The sequence below is a fragment of the Bradyrhizobium sp. USDA 223 genome, assembly GCF_044909005.1.
GTDB classification, from domain to species: domain Bacteria; phylum Pseudomonadota; class Alphaproteobacteria; order Rhizobiales; family Xanthobacteraceae; genus Bradyrhizobium; species Bradyrhizobium yuanmingense.
On record NZ_JBIYDR010000001.1, the window covers coordinates 299,063 to 321,756 of the forward strand.

15 protein-coding genes and 1 pseudogene are annotated in these 22,694 nt (G+C 57.3%); 11 read left to right on the forward strand and 5 right to left on the reverse strand.

All coding sequences use genetic code 11. The features are described 5' to 3' along the window. Positions 1-41: 41 nt before the first annotated feature. The 4 genes from ABIA40_RS01285 to ABIA40_RS01300 all read right to left on the reverse strand — a co-directional run bounded on the left by ABIA40_RS01285 (position 42) and on the right by ABIA40_RS01300 (position 4,791). Positions 42-1,490, reverse strand: coding sequence for an aspartate ammonia-lyase (locus ABIA40_RS01285; protein WP_404538373.1), 1,449 nt, complete (start codon positions 1,488-1,490; stop codon positions 42-44). Positions 1,491-1,836: 346 nt separating this feature from the next. Beyond that, entirely contained in the window at positions 1,837-2,313 is a 477-nt protein-coding gene (locus ABIA40_RS01290; RefSeq protein ID WP_404538376.1) for an Lrp/AsnC family transcriptional regulator, read from the reverse strand. Between the two features lie 385 nt (positions 2,314-2,698). After that, positions 2,699-3,888, reverse strand: a protein-coding gene (locus tag ABIA40_RS01295) for an IS3 family transposase (protein ID WP_225174769.1) whose coding sequence is annotated in 2 segments (ribosomal slippage) — positions 2,699-3,639 and positions 3,639-3,888 — 1,191 coding nt in all. Because the reading frame shifts where the segments join, the coding sequence is not laid out codon by codon here. 666 nt (positions 3,889-4,554) lie between these two features. After that, complete coding sequence (locus ABIA40_RS01300) at positions 4,555-4,791, reverse strand: hypothetical protein (protein ID WP_404538379.1); 237 nt, start codon at positions 4,789-4,791, stop codon at positions 4,555-4,557. 37 nt (positions 4,792-4,828) lie between these two features. On the opposite strand from ABIA40_RS01300, the gene ABIA40_RS01305 reads away from it, so the two are divergent. The 9 genes and pseudogenes from ABIA40_RS01305 to ABIA40_RS01345 form a co-directional block, all read left to right on the forward strand. Continuing rightward, positions 4,829-6,343, forward strand: coding sequence for an NAD-dependent succinate-semialdehyde dehydrogenase (locus ABIA40_RS01305; protein ID WP_404538382.1), 1,515 nt, complete (start codon positions 4,829-4,831; stop codon positions 6,341-6,343). A gap of 11 nt (positions 6,344-6,354) precedes the next feature. After that, positions 6,355-7,755: an aminotransferase gene (locus tag ABIA40_RS01310; protein ID WP_404538385.1), complete on the forward strand. Its 1,401-nt coding sequence runs from the start codon at positions 6,355-6,357 to the stop codon at positions 7,753-7,755. A gap of 136 nt (positions 7,756-7,891) precedes the next feature. Beyond that, a complete protein-coding gene (locus tag ABIA40_RS01315; RefSeq protein WP_404538388.1) occupies positions 7,892-8,446 on the forward strand; it encodes a peroxiredoxin in 555 nt (184 codons plus the stop codon). Between the two features lie 5 nt (positions 8,447-8,451). Beyond that, positions 8,452-9,021, forward strand: a complete 570-nt coding sequence (locus ABIA40_RS01320) for a carboxymuconolactone decarboxylase family protein (RefSeq protein ID WP_404546129.1) — start codon at positions 8,452-8,454, stop codon at positions 9,019-9,021. Between the two features lie 761 nt (positions 9,022-9,782). Then, positions 9,783-10,847 carry a TauD/TfdA family dioxygenase gene (locus ABIA40_RS01325; protein ID WP_404538391.1) on the forward strand — a complete coding sequence of 355 codons (1,065 nt, stop codon included), beginning with the start codon at positions 9,783-9,785 and terminating at the stop codon, positions 10,845-10,847. A 300-nt stretch (positions 10,848-11,147) separates the two neighbouring features. Beyond that, the gene (locus ABIA40_RS01330) at positions 11,148-12,287 is read left to right on the forward strand and encodes an ABC transporter substrate-binding protein (RefSeq protein ID WP_404538394.1); all 1,140 of its coding nucleotides are present in this window, start codon (positions 11,148-11,150) and stop codon (positions 12,285-12,287) included. After that, positions 12,272-14,038 carry an ABC transporter permease subunit gene (locus ABIA40_RS01335; RefSeq protein ID WP_404538397.1) on the forward strand — a complete coding sequence of 589 codons (1,767 nt, stop codon included), beginning with the start codon at positions 12,272-12,274 and terminating at the stop codon, positions 14,036-14,038. Before ABIA40_RS01330 ends, ABIA40_RS01335 begins: the two co-directional genes overlap by 16 nt. Before the next feature lie 78 nt (positions 14,039-14,116). Continuing rightward, positions 14,117-15,190, forward strand: a complete 1,074-nt coding sequence (locus ABIA40_RS01340) for an ABC transporter ATP-binding protein (RefSeq protein ID WP_404538400.1) — start codon at positions 14,117-14,119, stop codon at positions 15,188-15,190. Between the two features lie 390 nt (positions 15,191-15,580). Beyond that, positions 15,581-16,903: pseudogene (locus ABIA40_RS01345) on the forward strand (aldehyde dehydrogenase family protein); the annotation flags it as partial. Between the two features lie 830 nt (positions 16,904-17,733). On the opposite strand, the gene ABIA40_RS01350 reads toward ABIA40_RS01345, so the two are convergent. Continuing rightward, on the reverse strand, positions 17,734-18,522 hold the full coding sequence (locus ABIA40_RS01350) for a hypothetical protein (protein WP_404538403.1): 789 nt from the start codon (positions 18,520-18,522) through the stop codon (positions 17,734-17,736). A gap of 1,771 nt (positions 18,523-20,293) precedes the next feature. Here ABIA40_RS01350 and ABIA40_RS01355 point away from each other — a divergent pair. Together ABIA40_RS01355 and ABIA40_RS01360 are read left to right on the forward strand one after the other, a co-directional pair. Then, a complete protein-coding gene (locus tag ABIA40_RS01355) occupies positions 20,294-21,004 on the forward strand; it encodes an SDR family oxidoreductase (RefSeq protein ID WP_404538405.1) in 711 nt (236 codons plus the stop codon). Between the two features lie 112 nt (positions 21,005-21,116). Then, positions 21,117-22,289 (forward strand): mandelate racemase/muconate lactonizing enzyme family protein, encoded by a 1,173-nt coding sequence (locus tag ABIA40_RS01360; protein ID WP_404538408.1) that lies wholly within the window; start codon positions 21,117-21,119, stop codon positions 22,287-22,289. Positions 22,290-22,694: the final 405 nt, after the last annotated feature.

The following is a 22,694-nucleotide window of genomic DNA, read 5'->3' on the forward strand; positions in this document are numbered from 1 at the left end:
GTGAACACGGCGTGAAGCTGGCAGCGGCCCTGATAGATGGTCTATCTGATGTGCTGGAGATCGGATGAATTCTTCGCCACGTCGAGCTGTTGCGCTTTCCATGGTCTTGTCAAAGTGGATGGGTCTCGTAACTGGTCGAGCAGCTCCGGTGTAAGCTGCAGTTCTGACTTGAGAACGTCCCAAACGTTCCGCTCCGTCTTCAGAGCTATTTTGGCCACGTCTGACGCTCGCTCATATCCGATCAGAGGGGTCAGAGCTGTTACGATGGCTGTGCTTGCCTCTAGATGTTCTCGGCAGCGTTCCACATTGGCGGTTATACCGCGTATGCACTTTTCGCGAAGGACTCGAGCGGCATTAGTTAGAAGAGATAAGGATTGCAGCATGTTGTACGCGATGACGGGCTCCATGACATTGAGTTGAAGCTGTCCGGCCTCGGCGGCGAGAGTCACGGTCAGGTCCGCGCCGATCACTTGGAACGCAACTTGATTCACGACCTCAGGAATAACCGGGTTGATTTTGCCGGGCATAATGGAAGAACCCGGCTGCAGAGCTGGCAAATTGATTTCAGAAAAGCCTCCCCGAGGCCCGCTCGACAAGAGTCTCAGATCGTTCGCAATTTTAGAGAGCTTTGTGGCTGTGCGCTTCAGCATGCCAGAAAATAGGACGAAGGAGCCGGTATCCCAGCATGCCTCAATCAGATTATTAGCCGGCATGAATGAAATCCCTGTGAGCTTGGAAAGCTCCTCCACAGCGATACGCGCATAATCGGGCTTGGTATTGATGCCGGTACCAACGGCAGTGCCGCCGAGATTCACCTCTCTAAAGAGACAGACGAGCTCTTCGAGCCGGGCGACGTCCTCTCGCATAGTGATAGCAAACGCGGTGAACTCCTGGCCGAGTGTCATTGGGACTGCGTCCTGCAATTGTGTGCGGCCTAACTTTATAACGCTTGCAAACTCGGCACCCTTTTGCCCAAACTCGTCCGCAAGCTGGCGTAGCTCTCGGTCTAGCAACCGGTGGGCCAACAAAATGGCCAGTCGAATCGCAGTTGGATAGACATCATTCGTTGATTGAGAGAGATTGACGTCATCGTTTGGATGAACAACGTCATAGCGGCCACGAGGAAATCCTAGGTGCTCGAGTGCTCTGTTTGCGATCACTTCGTTGACGTTCATGTTAGTGGAGGTTCCAGCGCCCCCTTGAAAAACGTCAATGGGAAACTCGGCAACCAAAGTGCCAGAGACGACGTCATCGCACGCAGTCGCAATTGCGCTGGCCTTGGGCTCTGAAATATCGCCGAGCCTTGCATTAGCTAGAACCGCGGCTTTCTTGACGATCGCCAATGCGTAGATCAGTTGCGAGAGATGGCCGACCGGAATTCCGGAGATCGGAAAATTATCGATCGCGCGCATAGTCTGAGCGCCGTAGTAAGCTCGGAGAGGAACCTCGAGCTTTCCTAGGCTATCGGCTTCCTGGCGCTTATCGTTCATTCGCTCTCTCCAAGTGCGTATTGATTGCGCTCGGTGATCGGAAGACATCTCCCGGACCCATCCTGCACGTGCTCTAGCGCGAGCCCTTCGCAGCGCGGCAGGTCAGCGCTCGAGGAGTATGGTCCGTTTGCTAACGCATCATCGCTTGTATAGAACTCGAAAATGGAGCGCGACCCGACACTCGGGAGTCTCAATTTGTTTCGAGGGCTAAACTGCAAGCGCTCTTCCATCTCTGTGTACATCTAGAGAGTACAAGAGAGGCAGTGCAGCTTTCTCGCGTTCTACGCAGAGGAGCGACTAAAAAAGGCGCGATGGCGAGAGTACATGTTGTGAGACGCCGGCAATCTCAATCTTCGTCAGGACTTTCTACCGGAATAGCAAACCCCGCCTTGACGCGATCCATGACGACCATGGTCTTGAATCCTTTGATGTCAGGGTTTTCATAAAAGAAACGCCGGGTGAACTGCTCGTAGTCTTCCATGGTGCGCGCTGTAATGTAGAGGACGAAGTCCGCGTCACCAGTAACATAGAATCCATTGACGACTTCAACGGACGATTTGATTGCCTTTTTAAACCTGTCGATTATGTCTGCCCGCTCTCTCTCGAGACTCACCAGAACAAGCATTTGAATGGGCCTGCCTACAGCCTTTGCCGACACTATCGATACGTCGGCCTCGATGATCCCCTCCGAACGAAGCCGTTTCAGTCGCCGCTGACATGCCGTGGCAGATAGCCCTGCGAGCTCACCGATGGTCTCGGAGGTCAGACGATTGTTCTTCTGCACGATCTCAAGAATGCGGGCATCTGTTCTGTCGTATTGCATCTATTAGACTCCAGAGAAATTCGCCGCAAAATGGCAGTGTGATGCAGGAAACCGTCCGGATGACGGGAAAATGCGAAGCAAATCTGTTTGTGACATTAGTATCCTAGGTGCTTGAACGATTTCAACCAAGGAGCGCGTTTTCGACCTCTCTTTTGAGTTTGTGGTTGATCGGCATCGGATGCGGGCTGTTGAACGCCGCGTTTCATCGATCGGGGCCGGCGAGAAATCGCGCAGGCGTCTCCTTGAAGCGCAGTCGGCCAGTCGCAGCGAGACGTTCGTATCCTGCTGGAGCGAGCGATCGGTAACGTTCGCGCGGTATCAACGTGGATCCAGCGCAGTCGGCTCCCTCTCGAAAGCCGTCCGGCGGTGACCTTGCCCCCAGATTTTATCCAGTTCTGAGTTCGCTCAAGCCATTGGATTTGCCCAGTTGGGCGGTGGTAGCGACGGGAGCTGGCGCGGAGCCATCGGCATAGCGCAGCGCCAGATCCCGGCGCGGGTGGCAGGTAAAGGCGAACTCGGAGGGTGTCTTCCATCCGAGCTGTGAGTGCGGTCGTGTGTAGTTATAATCGGCGCGCCAGCATCCGAGCGCGACGCGGGTTTGAGCCAGCGACGTGAACAGCGTCTCGTTCAGCAATTCATCCCGGAGCCGACCGTTGAAGCTTTCGATGAAGCCATTCTGCATGGGTTTGCCCGGAGCGATATAATGCCAGGCGACGCGGCTCCGATCGGCCCAGGTCAGGATGGCGTTGCTGGTAAGTTCGGTGCCGTTGTCGCTGACCACCATCTTTGGCTTGCCGCGCTCCATGACCAGCCGATCCAACTCCCGCGCCACCCGGGCCCCGGAGAGCGAGGTATCGGCCACCAGCGCCAAGCACTCGCGGGTACAGTCATCGACCACGGTCAAGATGCGGAAGCGGCGGCCATCCGTGAGCTGATCGGAGACGAAGTCCAGTGACCAGCGGTCGTTCGGTGCCATCGGCACCGTCATCGGCGCCCGAGTCCCGATCGCCCGCTTGCGGCCGGCACGGCGGCGCACCACCAACTTCTCTTCCCGGTACAGCCGGAATAGCTTCTTGTGGTTGATCGCAAAGCCCTCCCGCTTGAGCAGAACATGCAGGCGCCGATAGCCGAAGCGGCGGCGCTCCTGGGCGATCGCCTTCATGCGCTGGCGAACGCCGGCATCATCCGCTCGGGTCGTCCGATATCTCATGGTCATGCGGCAGCAGCCGATGGCTTTACACGCCCGCCGTTCGCTCATCCCGTGGGCATCCACGAGATGCGCGACAGCCTTCCGCTTGGCCGCGGGCGTCACCACTTCTTTCCCAAAAGGTCCTTCAACGCCGCATTGTCCAGCATGGCGTCAGCCAGGAGCCGCTTCAGCTTCGTGTTCTCGTCCTCCAGCGTCCTCAGCCGCTTGGCCTCGGAGACGTCCATCCCGCCGTACTTGGCCTTCCATTTGTAGATGCTGGCGTCGCTCACGCCGTGCTTGCGGCATAGATCGGCGACCGACACCCCGGCCTCGTGCTCCTTCAAGATCCCGATAATCTGCTCTTCCGTAAAGCGGCTACGCTTCATGCTCTGGTCCTCGTCGTGGGCCAGAACGAACTTCAAACTGGATTAAGCCCCGGGGGCAAGGTCAGCGGGAAGCGACATCCGCAGATCAATATGCGGGTCAAGCCGCAGGAGCCGATCGCGCGCCATCGTCCGACGGGATCACCCGGTTGCGCTGCTCACATCCCGGAATTCGCTACGAATCAGCGGAGCCACGGGTGATGGCTCAAGCGATGCATCAAATCTCATGCTGCAAGAGTTAGTCAGCGTTGCATCATGCTGACGACAAGGAGAGTGGCTATGGCGAATCCCATGCTTTCGGACTCGCGTGAGATCCTTAACGAGGATCTCAGGATGGCGCTCATGAGATAACGACGCAAGGTCGCGATCCTGGTCAGCAAGACCGCCGATGAGGACCCTCTCCTGTCCGTTATACTGGAGGACGGGAGGCGTCTTGTTCTCACGCTGAGCATGGCGCCTCCTTAGCCGGCAGCCCTGCCTCGAGGTCTGCTCTTCTAGCTGTTTTCGACAACGCGCCAGCTCCAATGCGACATCTTATCGGGCGCGCGCCGCCCTGTGACGAGCTCAAGGGTACGTTTGACAGCTCGCGAAAATGCTTTCTCTGCACCCGCGCCGCGCAAGAAGCTTGGCCACCGCATTAGCCTAGTACCACAGGCATCAGTCAGAGCATCATTCTCGGGTCTCTTGGCTCGACGCCCATGAGCACCAGCGCGCGCAATGGGCGAGATAATTGACATTGCCCCAGCTGAGCGCGTCAGCCTCAATCAGGCGCTCGCGTTCCGTGATCGGCATGGCCCCCCATTCGTTGAGATGGATTTCCTTGCGAAAGGTGGCGTGATGCAGAAAATCGGCCCAAGGACCGGAAAATGCGACGCCAATACGTTTAGGGCAGCAAGTATGCTGCATGCATAAGCGTTCCAACAGGTGGCCAACCGAGTCTTCAATGCACGTTCAAAATATCCGACACAGAAATCTTTGTTCGGTCGGCCTCGCCAAGAAATTTCTCCAAGGTTTGCAGCGTCGCGATTTCGTTGCGGGATGCGCATTCATCGATGGGAACTGGATCGCAACCGCGCAAAAGGACGTTGTGGTCGATCCTGCGACTGGCGAGGAGATTGCAGAGGTTTCCCGGTGCAGCGCCGCAGATATCAATTTGGCGATCACAGCGGCTGAGCATTCCTTTCCTGCATGGCGAGGTCTGTTGCCGGTGGAGCGTGGGGCGATCCTCAGATGCTGGGCCAAGTTGATGCGCCAGCATTCGGAGGAGCTCGCCATTCTGGTCACGAGTGAGCAGGGTAAGCCGCTCGAGGAAGCGCGTTACGAAATTGCGTATGGAGCCGGGTTTCTCGACTGGTTTGCTGCAGAGGGAGAGCGTGCATACGGAGAGACAATCCCCAGTCACAAAGTTGGAAGCCTACTCCAGGTTCGCATGCAGCCGATCGGCGTCGCTGCGGCGATCACTCCGTGGAATTTTCCCGTTGCCATGATCACGCGAAAAGCCGGTGCTGCTTTGGCAGCTGGGTGTCCGGTCATTGTAAAGCCTGCTCCCGAAACTCCGCTCTCCGCACTTGCCGTGGCTAGATTGGCCGAAGAGGCTGGAATCCCGCGTGGTGTCATTCAAGTTCTGGTCGGCGACCCAATCGAGCTTTCGGCGCCGTTGTTGCGCGATTCTAGAGTACGAGCGTTGTCGTTCACCGGCTCCACGCAGGTTGGTCGTCTTCTCTTGGAACGCTCGGCCGAAACGGTGAAGAAGGTGTCCCTCGAGCTGGGAGGGCATGCTCCCCTTATTGTCTTCGACGACGTCGATCTTCAAAAGACTGTTGCCGGGGCAATGGCGGCCAAATTTGCCACTTCGGGGCAGGACTGTTTGGCAGCCAACCGGATCTACGTACAAAGAGGCGTCTACAGTGCCTTCTTGGATGCGTTTGCAGCGTCGATGGCTCGCCTGAAGGTTGGCCACGGCTTGGAGCCGTCGACGAGTATCGGGCCAATGACCAAACTGTCGGTGGCAAACAAGTGCAGGGTACAAATCGAGGATGCCATCGCAAAGGGAGCGCGGCAGATTTCTGAGAAGGAAAACTTAAGTCTGGGGCAGAACTTCGTTGTTCCAACTCTCCTTGCTGATGTCACGGACGACATGCTGATCGCCCGGGAAGAGACGTTTGGGCCTGTGGCTGCGGTGCTTCCTTTCGATTCCGAAGACGAGGTTCTCGCTCGGGCCAATGCAAGCGAAATGGGATTGGCTGCATATATCTATACCGAAAACCTACGTCGAGCGATCCGACTCTCCGAGAGGATCGAGTACGGCATGGTCGGCATCAATACTGCTTCGTTCACCGGGCCGCCCATTCCGTTCGGAGGGTGGAAGCAATCTGGACTTGGTCGCGAAGGTTCGCGGCATGGAATCCAGGAATACATGGAATTGAAGTACGTCTGCTTTGGCGATCTGGCGACCTAGGAGAAAAGAACATGAACAATGTCAAGACTATCGCCGAGTTCGATCGCTCGAGCGTTTTGCATCCTTTCACCCAGCTCAAGGATTTCGCGACTGGCAAGCTTGGTGATCCGACGATTGTCGCGGGCGGTAAGGGCATCCGAATCGAAGATGCGCAGGGACATAGCTACATAGATGGGTTTGCCGGCCTGTACTGCGTAAATATCGGTTATGGCCGAAACGAAGTCGCTGAAGCCATCGCACGACAAGCATACAAGTTGGCTTACTACCACACATATGCAGCCCACACGACTGAAGAATTGGCTATCCTGTCGAACCGTCTCACCAAGATGGCCCCGGGCGCGGCCAGTAAGGTCTTCTTCGGTTTGTCCGGATCGGATGCGAACGAAACGCAAGCTAAACTTGTCTGGTATTACAACAACCTGCGCGGTTATCCCAAGAAGAAGAAGATCATCTCGCGTGAGCGGGGCTATCACGGCTGTTCCGTGATCTCTGGCTCAATGACCGGGATGTCCTTCTATCATGATCACATGGACCTCCCATTCCCCGGCGTTCTGCATACAAGCGTACCGCATCACTATTGGGGCGCTGAACGCGGTGAGACGGAGCAATCGTTTTCTCGTCGGCGTGCCGCAGAGCTGGAAGCGCTGATCCTTCGAGAGGGGCCCGAAACAATTGGTGCTTTCATCGCCGAGCCGGTACTCGGTACGGGAGGAATCATCCCGCCTCCCGCAGGTTACTGGACCGAGATCCAGGCGGTACTCAGACGTTATGACATCCTCCTGATTGCGGACGAGGTGATTTGTGGATTCGGTCGAACCGGTGCTGATTTCGGCAGCACCCTATACGATATGGAGCCAGATCTCGTGACGGTGGCCAAAGGTCTGACGTCCGGCTACATGCCGTTGTCAGGAGCCATCGTTGGCGAAAAGGTCTACAACGTCATGGAGGAGGCCGCCGATCGGGTTGGGGCATTCTCACACGGATACACATATTCCGGCCATCCGATTGCGGCTGCTGCTGCGAATGCAGTCCTCGATATCGTTGAGAAGGAGCACTTGACCGATCGTGCGAGGGTCGTAGGAGTTCATTTTTTAAAACGACTGAACGAGCGATTTTCCCAGCTGGAGATCGTTGGAGAGGTGAGGGGCGTTGGCTTGCTCGGCGCGGTCGAGTTCGTGGCAGACCGCCAGACCAAGCGACGTTTTGATGCGCAGCTTAAGGTGGGTGCAAGAATCTCGAAGGCTGCTCGAGACCGGGGACTTATTGCCCGGGCTATGCCCCATGGAGACATTCTTGGGTTTGCGCCGCCACTCGTCGTATCAGAAGCCGAAATCGACGAAATTGTCGATCTTGCCTATCGAGCAACCAAGCAGGTGATGGATGAGCTTGTAAAGGAAGCATCAAGCGCGTGAAGGTGTAGCTGCACGCGGACGGCCGCAGTAGCTTACAGAAGATCTGCGACCGCGGTGCGACTGTTGTCACGAATTCACTAAACTCCCCAACGCGGCATTCTCGACGCCCCGCCACGTTCGAAAGGGTTCAACTGATATGCTCGGAATTGGAAACAAGCTGCCGTCGTTTCACGTTGTTGGCGTCAAGCCCAAATTTCAGCTTCAAGAAGAAAATGGAGAAAGCGCATTTGAGTTGCTGACCGAAGCGAGCTTCCCGGGCAAGTGGAAGATCATTTTCTTCTATCCTAAAGACTTCACTTTCATCTGCCCAACAGAGATCGCTGAATTTGCGCGCTTGTCGAAGCAGTTCGAAGATCGTGACGCCGTGGTGCTCGGCGGTTCGACGGACAACGAGTTCTGTAAACTCGCCTGGCGACGCGACCACAAGGATCTACATAAGTTGTCGCTCTGGCAGTTCGCCGATACCAACGGGTCCCTTGTCGATGGCCTTGGTGTGCGCTCTACCGACGGAGTTGCGTATCGCTACACTTTCATCGTCGACCCGGACAACACCATCCAGCACGTCTATGCGACGAACCTCAATGTTGGTCGCGCGCCGAAGGATACGCTGCGCGTGCTGGACGCGCTGCAGACGGACGAACTCTGCCCGTGCAACCGCGAGGTGGGCGGTAAAACCCTGAAGGTTGCCTGAGGTCCATATTGATTGACCACCTTAATCGTCTGATTCCGGATTTTGCCAAAGATGTAAAGCTCAACCTCTCATCGATGCTGTCCGATGAGCAGCTTGCGGAGCAGACCCGCTACGGGTTGTTCCTTGCCTGCGCTGTGGCCACACGCAATGAGCGTGTGCAGTCGTCGTTCGAGTCCCTCGCCGCCGAGAGGCTAACGCCAGCAGCCTTCACAGCGGCAAAGGCGGCTGTGTCTGTGATGGCGATGAACAACGTCTATTATCGATTCGTGCACCTTATTTCGAATAAGGAGTACGCAACGATGCCGGCGCGGCTACGAATGAAAGTCATCGGCAATCCAGGCGTCGAGAAAACCGATTTCGAATTGTGGTCGCTGGCTGTCTCAGCGATCAACGGCTGCGGCGCTTGTATGGATGCGCATGAGAAGGCGCTCATAGACTCTGGCGTTGCCGCGGCTACCATTCAGGCCGCGGTGCGCTTTGCCGCGATTATCCAATCGCTTGCGGTAGCGATTGAGGCTGGCAACGACGTGGCACAGGCCGGTGCTCGTGACGGTCGATCAGCAGATCGTGGATAGTGAGAGCGTCGTTCAATCTCGAGATGGTCGATTGGAGCCACAACGCGGGGAGTTGGACCAAGCAAATCGTGGTTTCCTGCACCAGGTGTGCGCATCTACTCTTGATGTTCCGACAGTTCGGAAAAAGCTCCTGTTGGGAGCTCCTCGGCTCTCAAGTCCGTGGTCGAACCTGGTGATGGGGGCTGCCGTCGTCGCGTCTAGCGCTACTAGACTTCTTCCTTTTCCTGGCCGAGCGGCACACTTAGCAGCTCGGAGCACTGTAGCGATCCGCGCATCGCTTGAGCAACGACGAACTGAAACGTGACCGTGTTCGGCTCGACGAGGGCTTTGAGGCGGACACCCCGAGGGTCCCGCTCAGCCTTCAAACCTGCGTTCTGTGCGGCTCGCGCTCAACTCGCTTGTGAGTGTTGATCGCCCATTGAGTCGAACGGCTTTAGGAATAGCGTCTTTATTCTCTGACTAGTCCGTGAGTTTTGATGCATGCGGGATATCGAGTAAGAGCCGCGCAATGTGCAGGAAGCGAGGCGAGCAACACTCCCATGACCGCGGCGCGAAGAATGTGGGACGTGCCGAGGCCGGAGCGCTTAGGCGCCTCACGCGTAAGCAGGCCCTTCTTCCACGGCAAAGCTTGGGCCCTTGCGTATTAATTGCAGTAATTCTGCAGAAAAACCGCCAACTTGGCGGTTTTTGCTCGTCTGCGTGGCCTATATTTTTCGGGTCCGTCTACTTGAGGCGACCTTAGCTTCAAAGGAGCTTATAAAATGGTGTCCCTGTCCCAACCGAACCGCGAACCCCCGATGCCGCAGGAGCCTGTGATTGATCCGGCGGATTGGCGTGGGCCAGAGATCAAGAATAGTACTGACTGGGTGTACCAGCTCGACGATGCTGATATCGGCGATCTCGAGGGCGCCCTGCGAAGGGTGGAGCAAAAGGAGTTGCTTTCTGTCACGAAGGACCAATTCCTGCTTCCGCACCTCGGTAAGAAGCTCGAGGCGGTCAAGCGGCAGTTGATCGACGGGCTCGGGTTCGTTCTGGTGCGCGGGCTGCCTGTCGATCGATATACCCCAAAGGAGGTCGCAACTCTCTACTGGGGAATAGGCCGGCACTTGGGCAAACCCGTGCCGACGAACGAGACGGGCCACATGATTAGTCATGTGATCAATCTCGGTCACAAGATCGAAAATCCTACGGAGCGGGCGTCCTACACGAAGGAGACGCTGCGATATCACACCGATATGTCTGACGTTGTCGGGTTGCTCTGTCTGCAACCGGCAAAGACGGGTGGCGCGAGCACGTTGGCGAGCGCCGTCGCAATCCACAATGCGATCCGTGCTGAGCGACCTGACCTCCTCCGTGTGCTGTACCAGCCGTGGTTCATCGATCGCCGCGGTGACCCTATTCCCAAAGGCGGCAAGCCTTGGTACGAAATGCCGATCTTTATGTGGCACGAAGGTCGCTTGTTGGTGTGGCTGCAACCTCAGTTCGCAACGTCAAGTCAGCGGTTTCCAGAGGTGCCGCGTTACACGGATGCTCACTGGGAGGCTTTGAAGCTCGTCGAATCGCTCGCCGACGATCCTCGTTTCCGCTTAGACATGTCATTTGGACCTGGGGACATGCAGTTCTTGAACAACCATGTGGTCTTGCATTCGCGAACCGAGTACGAGGATTACCCGGAGCCAGAACGGAGGCGGCACCTCCTGAGGCTTGAGCTCGTATCGCCGGATGTCCGCATGCTTACACCGTGGCACTCGGGTTATACGCCGGCGGGTCGATTTGAGTTCGATCTGGGAAGTGTAACTCCGAACATTGTGCTTAATCCGGGCTAATCTTCATTTGTGAGTGGGAGGTGCTCAGCTTTCTGCGGCCGGTCGGCCGCAGAAATGGCTTACGGGCCTCCTCTCGACGATCGCTGTTCGTTGGCGCGATTTTTGCTGGCCAAGTGCCGATACTTAGCGGATGGATGGTTCGCTTGGGCGGCCCTCATGGGCCGTGAACAGAGCAAAAACATTCTGTGGGCGCCTTTGCACGGCGTCCGGCTCTCGAAGCTTGCGCTGCCTTCCCTTGCGTGAAAGCGCGCGACATAAAACGAAATCCGTTCCACTATCGGTGTACAAGAGGGAAGCGCCATGACCAAGCAGGTGTCTAGCAGTCGTTCACTGCGTCTCCTAAATCGACGTTCCTTGCTGCAGTTCGCTGCGGCCTCACTAAGTATGCCTCTTATCAGTAAGGCGACGACAGCTTGGGCGCAAGAAAAACTCGCCGGCAGTGGTGAAGTGGTGGTTTTCGGCTACGGTGGATCTTTCACGCAGGGCATGCGCAAATACGTCTATGATCCGTTCACGAAGGCGACGGGAATCAACGTCGTAGACGTGGTGGCCGACGTCGCCCAAGCGCAGATGACCGCAATGTTTCGGGCGGGCAAAGTCGATTGGGACATTGCTTACATCCGGCCCGATAGATATCCAGAGATGCACCAAGCCGGTTGGTTCGTTCCCATTGACTACAGTCTTTGGGACAATGAGTCGCTTACCGGATTGCCGCCAAATACTCGGCTAGTAGACGCAGTTGCAGCATACCAAACGGTGCTAGGGCTCGGCTACGACGAGCGCGCCTTCCCAAAGGGAGGACCGCAAAATTGGGCAGATTTCTGGGATGTCAAGAAGTTCCCGGGATCGCGAGGTCTTCTGGCTATCGAGGGAAGGTATACTCTCCCAGCGGCACTTGTCGCAGCCGGTGTGCCGCCCAAAAATGTCTGGCCGCTTACCGACGATAAGCTTGATCGCGCATTCGCAAAGCTCGATGAGATCAAGCCACACATTACCAAATGGTGGACCGCCGGTGGAGAGCCGGCGCAACTGCTAATCAATCGAGAATACGCGGTGACAAGCATATATGATGGTCGTGCCATGAGCGCGATCAAGAGCGGTGCGCCGATCAAATTTATCTTTGATGGCGGCGAGATGATCCAGATTTATCAGGCCATTCTGAAGGGTGGCCCGAACACAACGAACGCGCAGAAGTTCCTCGCCTTCATGAATCGCGCGCAAATTGCAGCTGGTTATACGCAGGGCACCGGTTACTCGTCACCAAATACTAACCAGCTCAAATACTTGCCACCCGAAATGGTGAGGCAAGTCGCAGCCAATCCGGAGAACACGGCGAACGTCGCCCTTGAGGATAGCGCTTGGCTTGCAGCCAAGCGCGCGGACGGAAAGACGAACGGAGATTATCTGCAGGAGCGTTGGCTGGCATGGCGCGCGCAATAGGCACCGCAGTCACCGACACATCGCCGGAGACATTGCTACCTTCGCCATCGGCCGGGTCCACTCCATGGGCTTGGCTGATGGTCCCCGGTGGTATTTTCCTTATTGTGCTCTTTGTCTTGCCGCTAGTCGGGCTGCTGTTGCTGGCGCTCGGAGCCCCAGAGTGGACGCTCGCCAACTTCGTTCGGCTCGGTGGAAGCCCAGTCTACATCAAGATTTTGCGTACCACGCTGACAATCAGCGTTACGGTGACCATCCTTGCCTTTATTATCGGCTACCCCATTGCGTATGCTCTCACGACTGGCGGCAGAGCGTTGCGCGCCTTTTTGCTCGTCGCAGTTATCCTGCCCTATTTCACTAGCGTTCTGGCGAGGACATTCGCCTGGATTGTGTTGCTCGGCCGCAATGGTGTCGTCAACGATATCTTAAGTCAACTCGGGTTGGTGTCGCAGCCGGTGAGCATGCTCTACAATCGAGTTGGCGTGATCATCGGAATGACGCATGTCATCTTGCCATTGATGATCCTGCCGATGTTCACGGTAATGTCCGGAATTGACCAGAAGCTCCTGCGAGCTGCGCGCGCCAACGGAGCGAGCCCTCTTGCTTCGTTTTTTACCATTTTCTTGCCGCTCAGCCTGCCCGGTGTCTTGGCCGGGGTTCTCCTTGTACTGATCAACTGTCTTGGCTTCTATATCACTCCAGCGCTGCTCGGCGGTGTTTCAGATGTCACGATCACCATGGCGATTAGCTCTCAGGTCGTGGACGAGCTAAACTGGAATTTCGCCTCAGCGCTTTCAATAGTTCTTCTTACAGCTGTTCTGGCGATCTTGTGGATCGGCTCTCACTTTTTTCCGATCGAGCGCCTCCTCGGGTTCTCCGACCAACGTTCGGCCTCGATCGCTGCGCGTCGAGAATTGGGAAGCTCCTGGCTGATGCGCATCGGCGCCGCGCTCAACGTGCTCGATCGCTGGCTGCCGTCGCTGGGAGGTCGGAGCATCCCTGTTCTGGCATGTTTCTTGGGCACGCTTCTATTGCTCCCGGTGCTGATCGTGGCTTACCTGTCATTCAGCGCCTCTCCGTATTTCGTGTTTCCGGTGCCTAGCTACTCGCTCCGCAACTATCAAGCGTACTTCGCGGATCCGCTTTGGATACGCGCAACTTTCGTTAGCATCCGAGTTGCCATAATGGCGACCATCATCGCGACGGTACTCGGCAGCATGTTTGCACTAGGTTTATCGCGCGGGCGTGTTCCTGGTCGCGGTGCGATCATCGCCCTCGTGCTTTCACCAATCATTTTACCCACGATTGTCGTTGCAATCGCAACCTATTTTGTGTTGGTGAAAGTAGGTCTCCAGGGCACCGAATTTGGATTGGCTCTTGGACACGCAGTCCATGCGATTCCCTACGTAGTCGTGGTCGTGGTTGCTAATTTGCGCGATATTAATCCTAGCTATGAGAGAGCCGCCCGCAGCCTCGGTGCTGGGCCGTGGACCACATTCCGTACAATCGTAGCGCCGATTGTCATGCCAGCATTCGTCGTTGCGGGGTTCTTCGCGTTTCTCGCTTCGTTCGATGATGTCGTCTATGTGCTGTTCCTCGGGATCGGTAAGCTCGTCACCTTGCCCATGCGCATGTGGGATGGAATTAAGCAGGATATCAGTCCAACTATTTCGGCTGTCGCAACGCTGCAGATGGTCTTCGCGGCGGTGGTTATTATCGCCGGTGCCCTGCTGGGGCGTCGGAAGGCTACCTGAGAGATTAAGACTTCGCATAGCGCTTGAGCCCCAAACAGGCAGGAAGCGTAGGGAGCTGAAATGTTAGTGAGAGCTGCATTGGGCAATACTGACGCGAAAACCGGAGGCATAGCGCTGCGTAACCTGCAAAAGCGTTACGGTAGCGCAAGGGCCGTTGACGACGTCAGTCTTACCGTATCGCCTGGCGAGTTCATTTCTCTGCTCGGGCCAAGCGGATCTGGCAAGACGACAACCTTAATGATGATCGCTGGGTTTGAGATGCCCGACAGCGGCCAAGTGTTGTTAGACGACAAGAACATTACGCGTCTGCCGCCCCATCGTCGCGAACTCGGCGTGATTTTCCAGAATTATGCACTCTTCCCGCACATGACCGTTGCTGACAATGTAGCTTATCCCCTCCGTATGCGTAGGGTCCCGAAAGCAGAGATCGCAATACGCGTTTCTCGTATCCTCGATCAAGTGCATCTAGGTGCTTTTGCCTCTCGGTACCCGCATCAAATGTCGGGTGGTCAGCAGCAAAGGGTGGCCATAGCCCGGGCGCTAGTCTTCGATCCGCCCGTTCTTCTTCTTGACGAACCTCTGGGTGCTTTGGACAAGAAGTTGCGTCAGCATCTCAGGAACGAGATCAAGACCTTGCACAAGCAAGTCGGCAAGACGATGATCTACGTTACGCACGATCAGGAAGAGGCGCTAGCCATGTCCGATCGGGTTGCGGTCATGCACGAGGGGCGGATACGACAGATCTCTGCACCGCAGGACATCTATCGGCGGCCAGCCGACCTGTTCGTGGCGGGTTTCGTCGGCGAGGTCAATCTCATCCCCGTCACCATCAGATCCGGCGTCATTCAGGGGCCCGCTGGTGAGAAGTTGCTTGTTGCCCAGCAGCCTGACCAGGACAAAGATGCGACTCTTTGCGTCCGACCTGAGCATTTGCGCCTCGAGGCGACGGCCGTCGGGATTTCGACTGGAATTCATGGTCGCGTCGTTGACATGACATTCGTTGGAGATGCGACGATCCTCGAATTCCGTAGCGATTCAGGGTTGCAGCTGACCTCGAAAGTACTGAACATTTCGGCTGACGCAATGCCCAACCTCGGCGACCTCTGCGTCGCCTCATGGGCTGCGAGCGATGCAACTATCTTGGCGGCTTAGCGCGCCGAACGCGTGACAGGCATCGCCCTTTCTAAATGAGTGGCTTTTAGTTGCGGAGATTGGTCGTCACCACAACTTACAACCAACTTGGAAGATGATTGCGCCACGTTCTCACGGTCTGACGAATGCCTCCGCGGGTCTGCAAACTCGATATCCGGAAGAAAACGCAATCTCGGTTCCGCGCAGATCCACATTTGGCTCGCTAAGCGGCGCATGGTCTATGCAACATGGACTTCAGGCCCGCGAGATAGCGCTATTGCCATGCAGTGCCTGATACCCGGCTGGACCTCCAAACAAAAGCGTTTCCTCGCCTGGTGCGTTGAAAACTTTCCCGGAGAAAAAATATGACGGCCATCCAGAAAAACTTTATCGGCGGCCGACAAGGCGTAGACGGAGAAGGCGATCGCCGCCGCGAAGGCCGCCTTCCCCGCTTGGTCGCAGTCGACGCCGCAGGCGCGCTTCGATGCACTGAACAAGATTTCGCTGGAAATCCTCGCCCGTAAGGAAGAGCTCGGCCGCCTGCTCGCCCGCGAGGAAGGCAAGACCCTGCCCGAGGGCATCGGCGAGGTCGCGCGCGCCGGCCAGATCTTCGCATTCTTCGCCGGCGAAGCGCTGCGCCTGATCGGCGAGAAGGGCGCCTCGGTGCGTCCCGGTATCGACGTCGAGCTCACCCGTGAGCCGGTCGGCGTGGTCGGCATGATCACGCCGTGGAATTTCCCGATCGCGATCCCGGCCTGGAAGATCGCGCCGGCGCTCTGCTACGGCAATACCGTGGTGTTCAAGCCCGCTGAGCTGGTGCCGGGCTCGGGCCACGCGCTCGCCGAAATCATCACCCGCTCCGGCATTCCTGCGGGCGTGTTCAACCTCGTCGTCGGCTCCGGCTCAGTCGTCGGCCAGACCCTGCTCGAGCATCCGGATGTCGCGGCGATCTCCTTCACCGGCTCGGTGCAGACGGGGCGCAAGATCGCGCAGGCCTGTGTGCTCTCGAACCCCATGAAGAAGTTCCAGCTCGAGATGGGCGGCAAGAACCCGCTGGTCGTGCTCGATGACGCTGACCTCAAGACCGCCGTCGAGGTCGCCGTCAACGGCGCCTATTTCTCCACCGGCCAGCGTTGCACCGCCTCGTCGCGCCTGATCGTCACCGAAGGCATCCACGACCGCTTCGTCGCGGCGGTGGCCGAGCGCCTGAGCGGCCTCTCCGTGGACGACGCGCTCAAGGCCGGCGTGCATATTGGCCCCGTGGTCGACCAGAACCAGCTCGACCAAGACCTCCGCTACATCAAGATCGGCCAGGACGAAGGCGCCAAGCTCGCTTTCGGCGGCGAGCTGCTGAAGCGCGAGAATCCCGGCCACTACCTGCAGCCGGCGCTGTTCACCGAGGCCAACAACAACATGCGCATCGCGCGTGGGGAGATTTTCGGCCCGGTCGCCGCAGTCATCCGCGCCAAGAACTAGGAGGAAGCGCTGGCGATCCCCAACGACACCGAGTTCGGCCTCGCCTCCGGCATCTGCACCACCAGCCTAAAATACGCCTCGCGCTACAAGCGCAACAGCGAGTCCGGCATGGTGATGGTCAATCTGCCGACCGCCGGCGTCGACTATCACGTGCCGTTCGGCGGCCGGAAGGGCTCGAGCTACGGCGCCCGCGAGCAAGGCTCCTACGCGCGCGAGTTCTACACCGCGGTGAAGACCGCCTACGCGTTCGCCGGTTGACCGGATATTACAAGTCGCGGGACCACCCAGCAGCGCTCAAAGGACAAGGCGTTGTTGATGTCAGGGGACGTGCCATTCGCCCGAGAGAAAAATCGAGCCAGGCGGGCATGCGGTTCGCAACTCTGCAAGTGATTTCATCTGTTGCACTCGGCAGCTCGCTCCCGCTTAATGCTCAGCTCCGGCGTGCAGCGAGTAGATCGTTCGATCACGCTGGTGCTGCTCTTGGCCAAGTACCTGCAGCGCCATTTGCAGCATTCGGTCGAGGGATCTCATCGAGCAAGTCGACGTCGCCTGCAAGCTTGCGAGCCAAGTCGCCATGAGGTGATCATGATAAGTGGAGCACCTTCAAGGCTCGATCGGCGCGCTTGAACTGCTTGGCGGGGCCATAGCGCTGATTGTGGCAGCTTAATGCCAGCTCCCTCGGCGAGCCGCACTAAGATGCTTGCGCGTGATCCAGAACATGACCTGCTTGGGCACAGTGGTGTGCAAGATGGAGCGCTTGAGTCGGACGGCCTAGTCGCCTCGGTCTGGTGACTCCTGCAGCAAGCTTGCAGCTTCTCCTCGCCATGTGCTCGCGCCCGCGCATCAGCGGGGAGCGGCCAACCGGGCGATGTTGGAAGCAATCGTTGTTATCCAGCGAGCACTCGGACAACCTCCGTGGGAGAGGTGATCCACGTGCTTCAGGATTAAAAGGCGCGTTATCAAGCGCGCGGCACATCGGGCCGAGCTCGCCCGGAATGTCCGCGCAGGCCCGTCCCGAACCGCTTCTCCACGCGACCAGTCAGGCACGGAAGAATCCTCCACCAGCGGAACCGATTGAACAAATACACCTAGAGAATCCCATGGAAAGGAGTGCGTATCAACCCACGGACGGAAAATTCAATTAGTGAGGTAAAGTCAAAAATCGGAATACCGATCGCTCGCTGCACTGCAGCAGCGAATGGCGGAAGATCGGCACATTCGAGGAGCAGCATACCAACATCCGGCCGCCGCTTGATCAGCGCTACTGCCGCATCAACCGTCTCTCTCTCGACGGCATCGACGTCCAAATCCCCGCTGGCGCTCAAGAATGCTGCCGCGAATGAGGGGGCATCCTCAAGTCCGGCGACAACTACCCGATTAGAGCCAGCTGGCAGGCCAGCCGATTCAAGTAGATCGGGCGTGAGTGAACGGGAGTTTGCAGTGATTATGCCCAGCGCTTTACCTGCGGGAAGCATTCGTTCCAGGAAAGGGGCCAGCAGGAGGCTGGATAGCAGCACCGGCACGTCAAGCGTCGCGCAGAGCGCCTCTTGGTATCGCATTGCGAAACCGCAGTTCGAGGTGATCAATTGTGCACCTTCGCGTACGAGCTCGGCCGCGGCCTCAACAACCACAGAGGTTAGTTCTTCCGCGTTCGGCCCAAGAATTCGGTCAACGCTGAGACCGGGCACCGTCTTGTAACGCACAGGAACGCTCCAGGTGCTGGCATTATTGACGTCGCCCGGGACGAAAGGCCGGATGAACGGGCAACCACGCTTGCGCTCGAGCTGCAAGATACCAACGGGTGCGCCATAGAAGGCCTGGTTAGACTTCAACGACGCAAACCGGTGCCTGATGTGGGAAAAGGACGATTCGTTCATGTGCTGTTACACCTAGTTATCTAAGCGCTTCTACGGCCCGAGGCGCGGTCAGCCCCAGCGAGTTGCAAGCGTTGCTGGTGCCGGCGCTTTTGCAGCGCCGGATCTCGGTCCGGCTGTCCAGCTAGCCTTCATCGCGCGAACAGTCTAGATCGTTGCGGGCGCATAATTACATGCAAAACAGGCTTGCCGTTGCGAAATGCTGCGAATCAATGGCCATTTTTTGCGATCGTTTGAGCCGAGTTCAAGTACGGGATACATGATGGTTCATTGTGACCGGCTGGCTTTTTTCAACCATGGAGGCCAATCGGGTGCTTTGCTCTCAGGCCGCTTGTACCAGACTACACGAATAGAATAATGCGGGGATGCGCGTTGCGTGGCGTCCTTGAACGCAACAGCCGATTTGCGATCTCCAAAGAACGCAACATCAACCCACTCGTCTAGCCAGAGCAGATATTGGACTTTGAACCTGACGCACATGTCACCATCTCCAACTAATCACGGAAGCGTCCGGGCACCAGAGCCCCAATCACCGGGCGAGTGCCAAACTGATGCGGTGTCGATTATTCTTGGTCCAACGCGGCATCGGGCACTTGCTCAGCGAACAAGGACTTTCCGATCGATCGTGAACTTTAATCCGTCCCGTCGATCAATCTTCTGCATTCAGCATCGATCGTGTGTGGGAAACCAGCGGAGGTTCCTCTTTTTTGTTGAATCTGGGGGGTCGACCGGCAATTCTCGTGCGCTGCCGCCATGGGGCGGCAGATACAGCGACTGGGCAATTCCTCGCCAAGCGGTGCTACGGCTAAGGGCGGGAGCGCGAGTTTTGCGATCTTCCTTGGCCCGTTAGCACGACTGTCGCGAGGTCCAGAATGGCATTAATCTGGCAAGCCTCCAGGCGTTTAGCGTGGCATTGCCTCTTTGGCCTGACGAGTTCCAGCCGAATACCCGCGGCGCCTTTGAGAAATACGCGTGGCTCGCGACTCCGAAGTCCTACGAGGCTGCATTCGAACTAGCGCAGTAAACACAAGTCTATTCGCCCGTTGCGATGTCTTACTCGTGCCCTTCGATGGAGCGCCCCAGGGCCGAAACTACGGGCTTCAACGGTGCCTGGTCGGTGCTACAACTCATTTGCTTGATGCTGCCAATGGGCCGCTACGCCACCAGTCGGATTTGCAGTTGGTTGGCCCACATGCCGAGGATGCGAACTTGTTGCGCGTTGCTTGCGTAATCCAGGCGCCTCGCGAGCTCATGCTTTGCTTGCAAAACAGAGTCGGCTGGCGCGCGCGGGCGCGTAGACGATAACTGAGCTGGAATGGCAGTTCGCCTTCCGATGTTGCCGGCTGCCACTAAATACAACTTTTGCTACCGGTTGTGCCAGGCTGCGCACCCCCTACCCAGCATCGGGAGCCCCTGGTGTGTTGAGCGCATGCGCCCAACGAACTCGGCCGGAGGGTTCAATCCTAGGAATTCACCTGATTTTATGCTCGTAGATCGCTTGATTGCCGTCCTCGCGCTCTCCTGGGTGCTACACTCGGCCTCGACGAGAACGAGGAAGGTGCAAGAACTATAAGTCCTTCCAAAGAAGGAACCATTTCGCTAGGTGGCGAGAAGAAATCTTCCTACAGAGCTTGATAGTTGAGCGATTTCCTCTGCAAGCCGCCTTGCTCTGCAGAATTTCATCAGTTTCAATCGCAAAGACAGGCAAATTCGACGACAAAGAAGCAATACCATTTGGGCAATCTAAGTTGAGTGCCAACCTTGCGGGGGTCTTATGACTACAGTTCTGATCACGGGCGCAAACCGGGGGGTAGGGCTTGCTCTTGCGCGGCAATATGTGGCAAGCGGAGCAGATGTGATTGGCTGTTGCCGCGAACCCGCAAAGGCCGACGCGCTGAAGGACCTCTCAGCGGGATCGGGCGGTCGCGTGCGGATTCTGCCGCTGGACGTCACGGACGAGCCCTCGATTGCGTTCCTGAAGACTGCGCTCGGTAATGAACCGATCGATATTCTCATTAACAATGCAGGCGTCCTTGGCCCAAAAGATCAATCACCTGACGGCATCGATGCCGAGGGTTGGATGACCGCACTGCGTGTAAATGCTCTCGCGCCAGTGCTGGTCGCTCTTGCGCTCGCTGACAATCTTAAGCGTAGCCGGGAGAAGAAGCTGGTGGCGATTAGCAGTGACTACGGTTCCATTAGCATTGTGTGGCCTTCCACCACCTCCGCCCGCAACAGGTATGCATATCGCGCGTCCAAGGCGGCCCTGAACAGTGGCATGCGAGCGCTTTCGAGCGACTGGGCGGCTGATGGTGTGATTGTCGGGCTTTTCAATCCGGGTTGGGTGCAAACTGATATGGGTGGCCCGACCGCTCGCATCACCCCCGAACAAAGTGCAAGCGGTCTCATTCGGCGTATCGCCGAGCTCACACCGGCGACCAGCGGCATCTTTCTAGACTACGATGGTAAGCCAATAGCTTGGTGATCCACGCGGTACCAGCTAGCTCGATATCACAGGGGAGCTGCGCCTCAGCGCGAACTGCCAATCGGTTGCAGTCGATACATCAATTGCTTTGATTAAGGGAAATCGCGAGCCAATGAGAATCGTCAAAGTTTCGGCAACTCCAATGTCGGCCGTCGTTCCGGAGGATAAACGTCACCGCACCGACCTCGGTACACGTGTCAAAACCGACGCGACGCTGATCCGGGTCGAGACTGACAACGGGCTGATCGGCATGGGGGCGGCGCTCGGAACGCCGCCCATCGTGGCCGCGATTGTCGGACACGAGCTTGCACCCGAATGCGTTGGCGAAGATCCGATGTTCTCCGAACGCATCTACGAGAAGATGTACAATGGGTCGCGCAGCCGCCCCGCACTTGAGCGCGGTGTTACGCAGGCAGATGAGAGCCGACGGCGTGGCGTAATTATGCACGCCATTGCAGGGGTCGACATCGCGATATGGGATGTCAAATCTCAAGCGCTTGGTATTCCCCTTTACCAGGCGCTCGGTGCCGCCCGCAATTCTATTCGTGGATACGCTAGCGGAGGCTGGGCACCTGGAGATAAGGCGGAGGCCGAACTGGCCGGCTATGCGGCCAAAGGTTTTACCGCTGTTAAAATGCGAGTTGTCGGAGACGATGGATTCTCGATCGCGAAGTGCGTGCACCGGGTAAAGGCGGCCCGCCGGGGGCTTGGTCCAGACGTTGAGTTGATGGTGGATGCGCACGGTTCGCTCGAGGTCGGAACCGCGATCAAACTTGCGAAAGAGCTGGAACCTTACGACATTGCCTGGTTCGAAGAGCCGGTCACGCCGGACGACCACGCCGGTCAAGCTGAGGTTAGACGATCCACAACAATCCCGATTGCTTCAGGCGAACGCGAGTTCACACGGTTCGACTTCCAAGATCTACTTGAACGACGTGCACTCGATATCGCACAGCCCGACGTCGCGCGAGCCGGCGGTATGACGGAGATCCGCCGCATCGCAGCGCTCACATCAACGTACGGCGCGCGTCTCGCGCCGCATGCTTGGGGTAGCGGCGTGTTGTTCGCGGCAAGCATGCACGCTGCGATGGCTGCCCCCAATTGCCATCTGCTGGAAGTGACACAGGGCTACATGCCTATGATGTGGGAGCTGTTCAACGAGTCCTTTGACATTCGATCAACCGGGATCGTGCACGCCCCAGATAGGCCTGGCCTTGGTTTCACGCTTCGTCCTGAAGCGTTGGACCGATTTAGATATGTTGACGGGCCGGAATTCGAGTTTTAGCGCATTCACATCGGCTCAGCAGAGGGACAGCTCACTTTGCGAACTGTTCTACCCTAGTTGTTTGCCAAGACAACTGTCGATTTGTTCGGGAGAACTCGTACTCACCTCTGACTACTGGTTCACAAGGCGTCATCGATGACCGTGACTCTGATCTGTGATTTTCGGGCTCGGTAAGCGATCCGAACGATGATCGTACCAGGAATCGAGGGTGCGATTTTGTGAATAACGCGCGCGGTTTACGATTTCGAGCCGAATGCGTTGGGGATTTCGGTTCGGGGCGTCGACAACATCGTGCGGATGCAAAGTGACTGAAATGGTCCGCCCCTGGCACCTGACTTCCTTGGCGCTTCGCTCCTTCTGAGCGGGTGACCGCTGAGGCTACGCAAGAATTCCAGACGTGGGGTA

Excerpts from the sequence above, each read along its gene's own strand:
- ABIA40_RS01325 (WP_404538391.1), top strand. The coding sequence starts at position 9,783 with ATGGTGTCCCTGTCCCAACCGAACCGCGAACCCCCGATGCCGCAGGAG.
- ABIA40_RS01350 (WP_404538403.1), bottom strand. The coding sequence starts at position 18,522 with ATGAACGAATCGTCCTTTTCCCACATCAGGCACCGGTTTGCGTCGTTG.
- ABIA40_RS01330 (WP_404538394.1), top strand. The coding sequence starts at position 11,148 with ATGACCAAGCAGGTGTCTAGCAGTCGTTCACTGCGTCTCCTAAATCGA.
- ABIA40_RS01300 (WP_404538379.1), bottom strand. The coding sequence starts at position 4,791 with ATGCAGCATACTTGCTGCCCTAAACGTATTGGCGTCGCATTTTCCGGT.
- ABIA40_RS01310 (WP_404538385.1), top strand. The coding sequence starts at position 6,355 with ATGAACAATGTCAAGACTATCGCCGAGTTCGATCGCTCGAGCGTTTTG.
- ABIA40_RS01315 (WP_404538388.1), top strand. The coding sequence starts at position 7,892 with ATGCTCGGAATTGGAAACAAGCTGCCGTCGTTTCACGTTGTTGGCGTC.
- ABIA40_RS01335 (WP_404538397.1), top strand. The coding sequence starts at position 12,272 with ATGGCGCGCGCAATAGGCACCGCAGTCACCGACACATCGCCGGAGACA.
- ABIA40_RS01285 (WP_404538373.1), bottom strand. The coding sequence starts at position 1,490 with ATGAACGATAAGCGCCAGGAAGCCGATAGCCTAGGAAAGCTCGAGGTT.
- ABIA40_RS01305 (WP_404538382.1), top strand. The coding sequence starts at position 4,829 with ATGCACGTTCAAAATATCCGACACAGAAATCTTTGTTCGGTCGGCCTC.
- ABIA40_RS01360 (WP_404538408.1), top strand. The coding sequence starts at position 21,117 with ATGAGAATCGTCAAAGTTTCGGCAACTCCAATGTCGGCCGTCGTTCCG.
- ABIA40_RS01355 (WP_404538405.1), top strand. The coding sequence starts at position 20,294 with ATGACTACAGTTCTGATCACGGGCGCAAACCGGGGGGTAGGGCTTGCT.
- ABIA40_RS01290 (WP_404538376.1), bottom strand. The coding sequence starts at position 2,313 with ATGCAATACGACAGAACAGATGCCCGCATTCTTGAGATCGTGCAGAAG.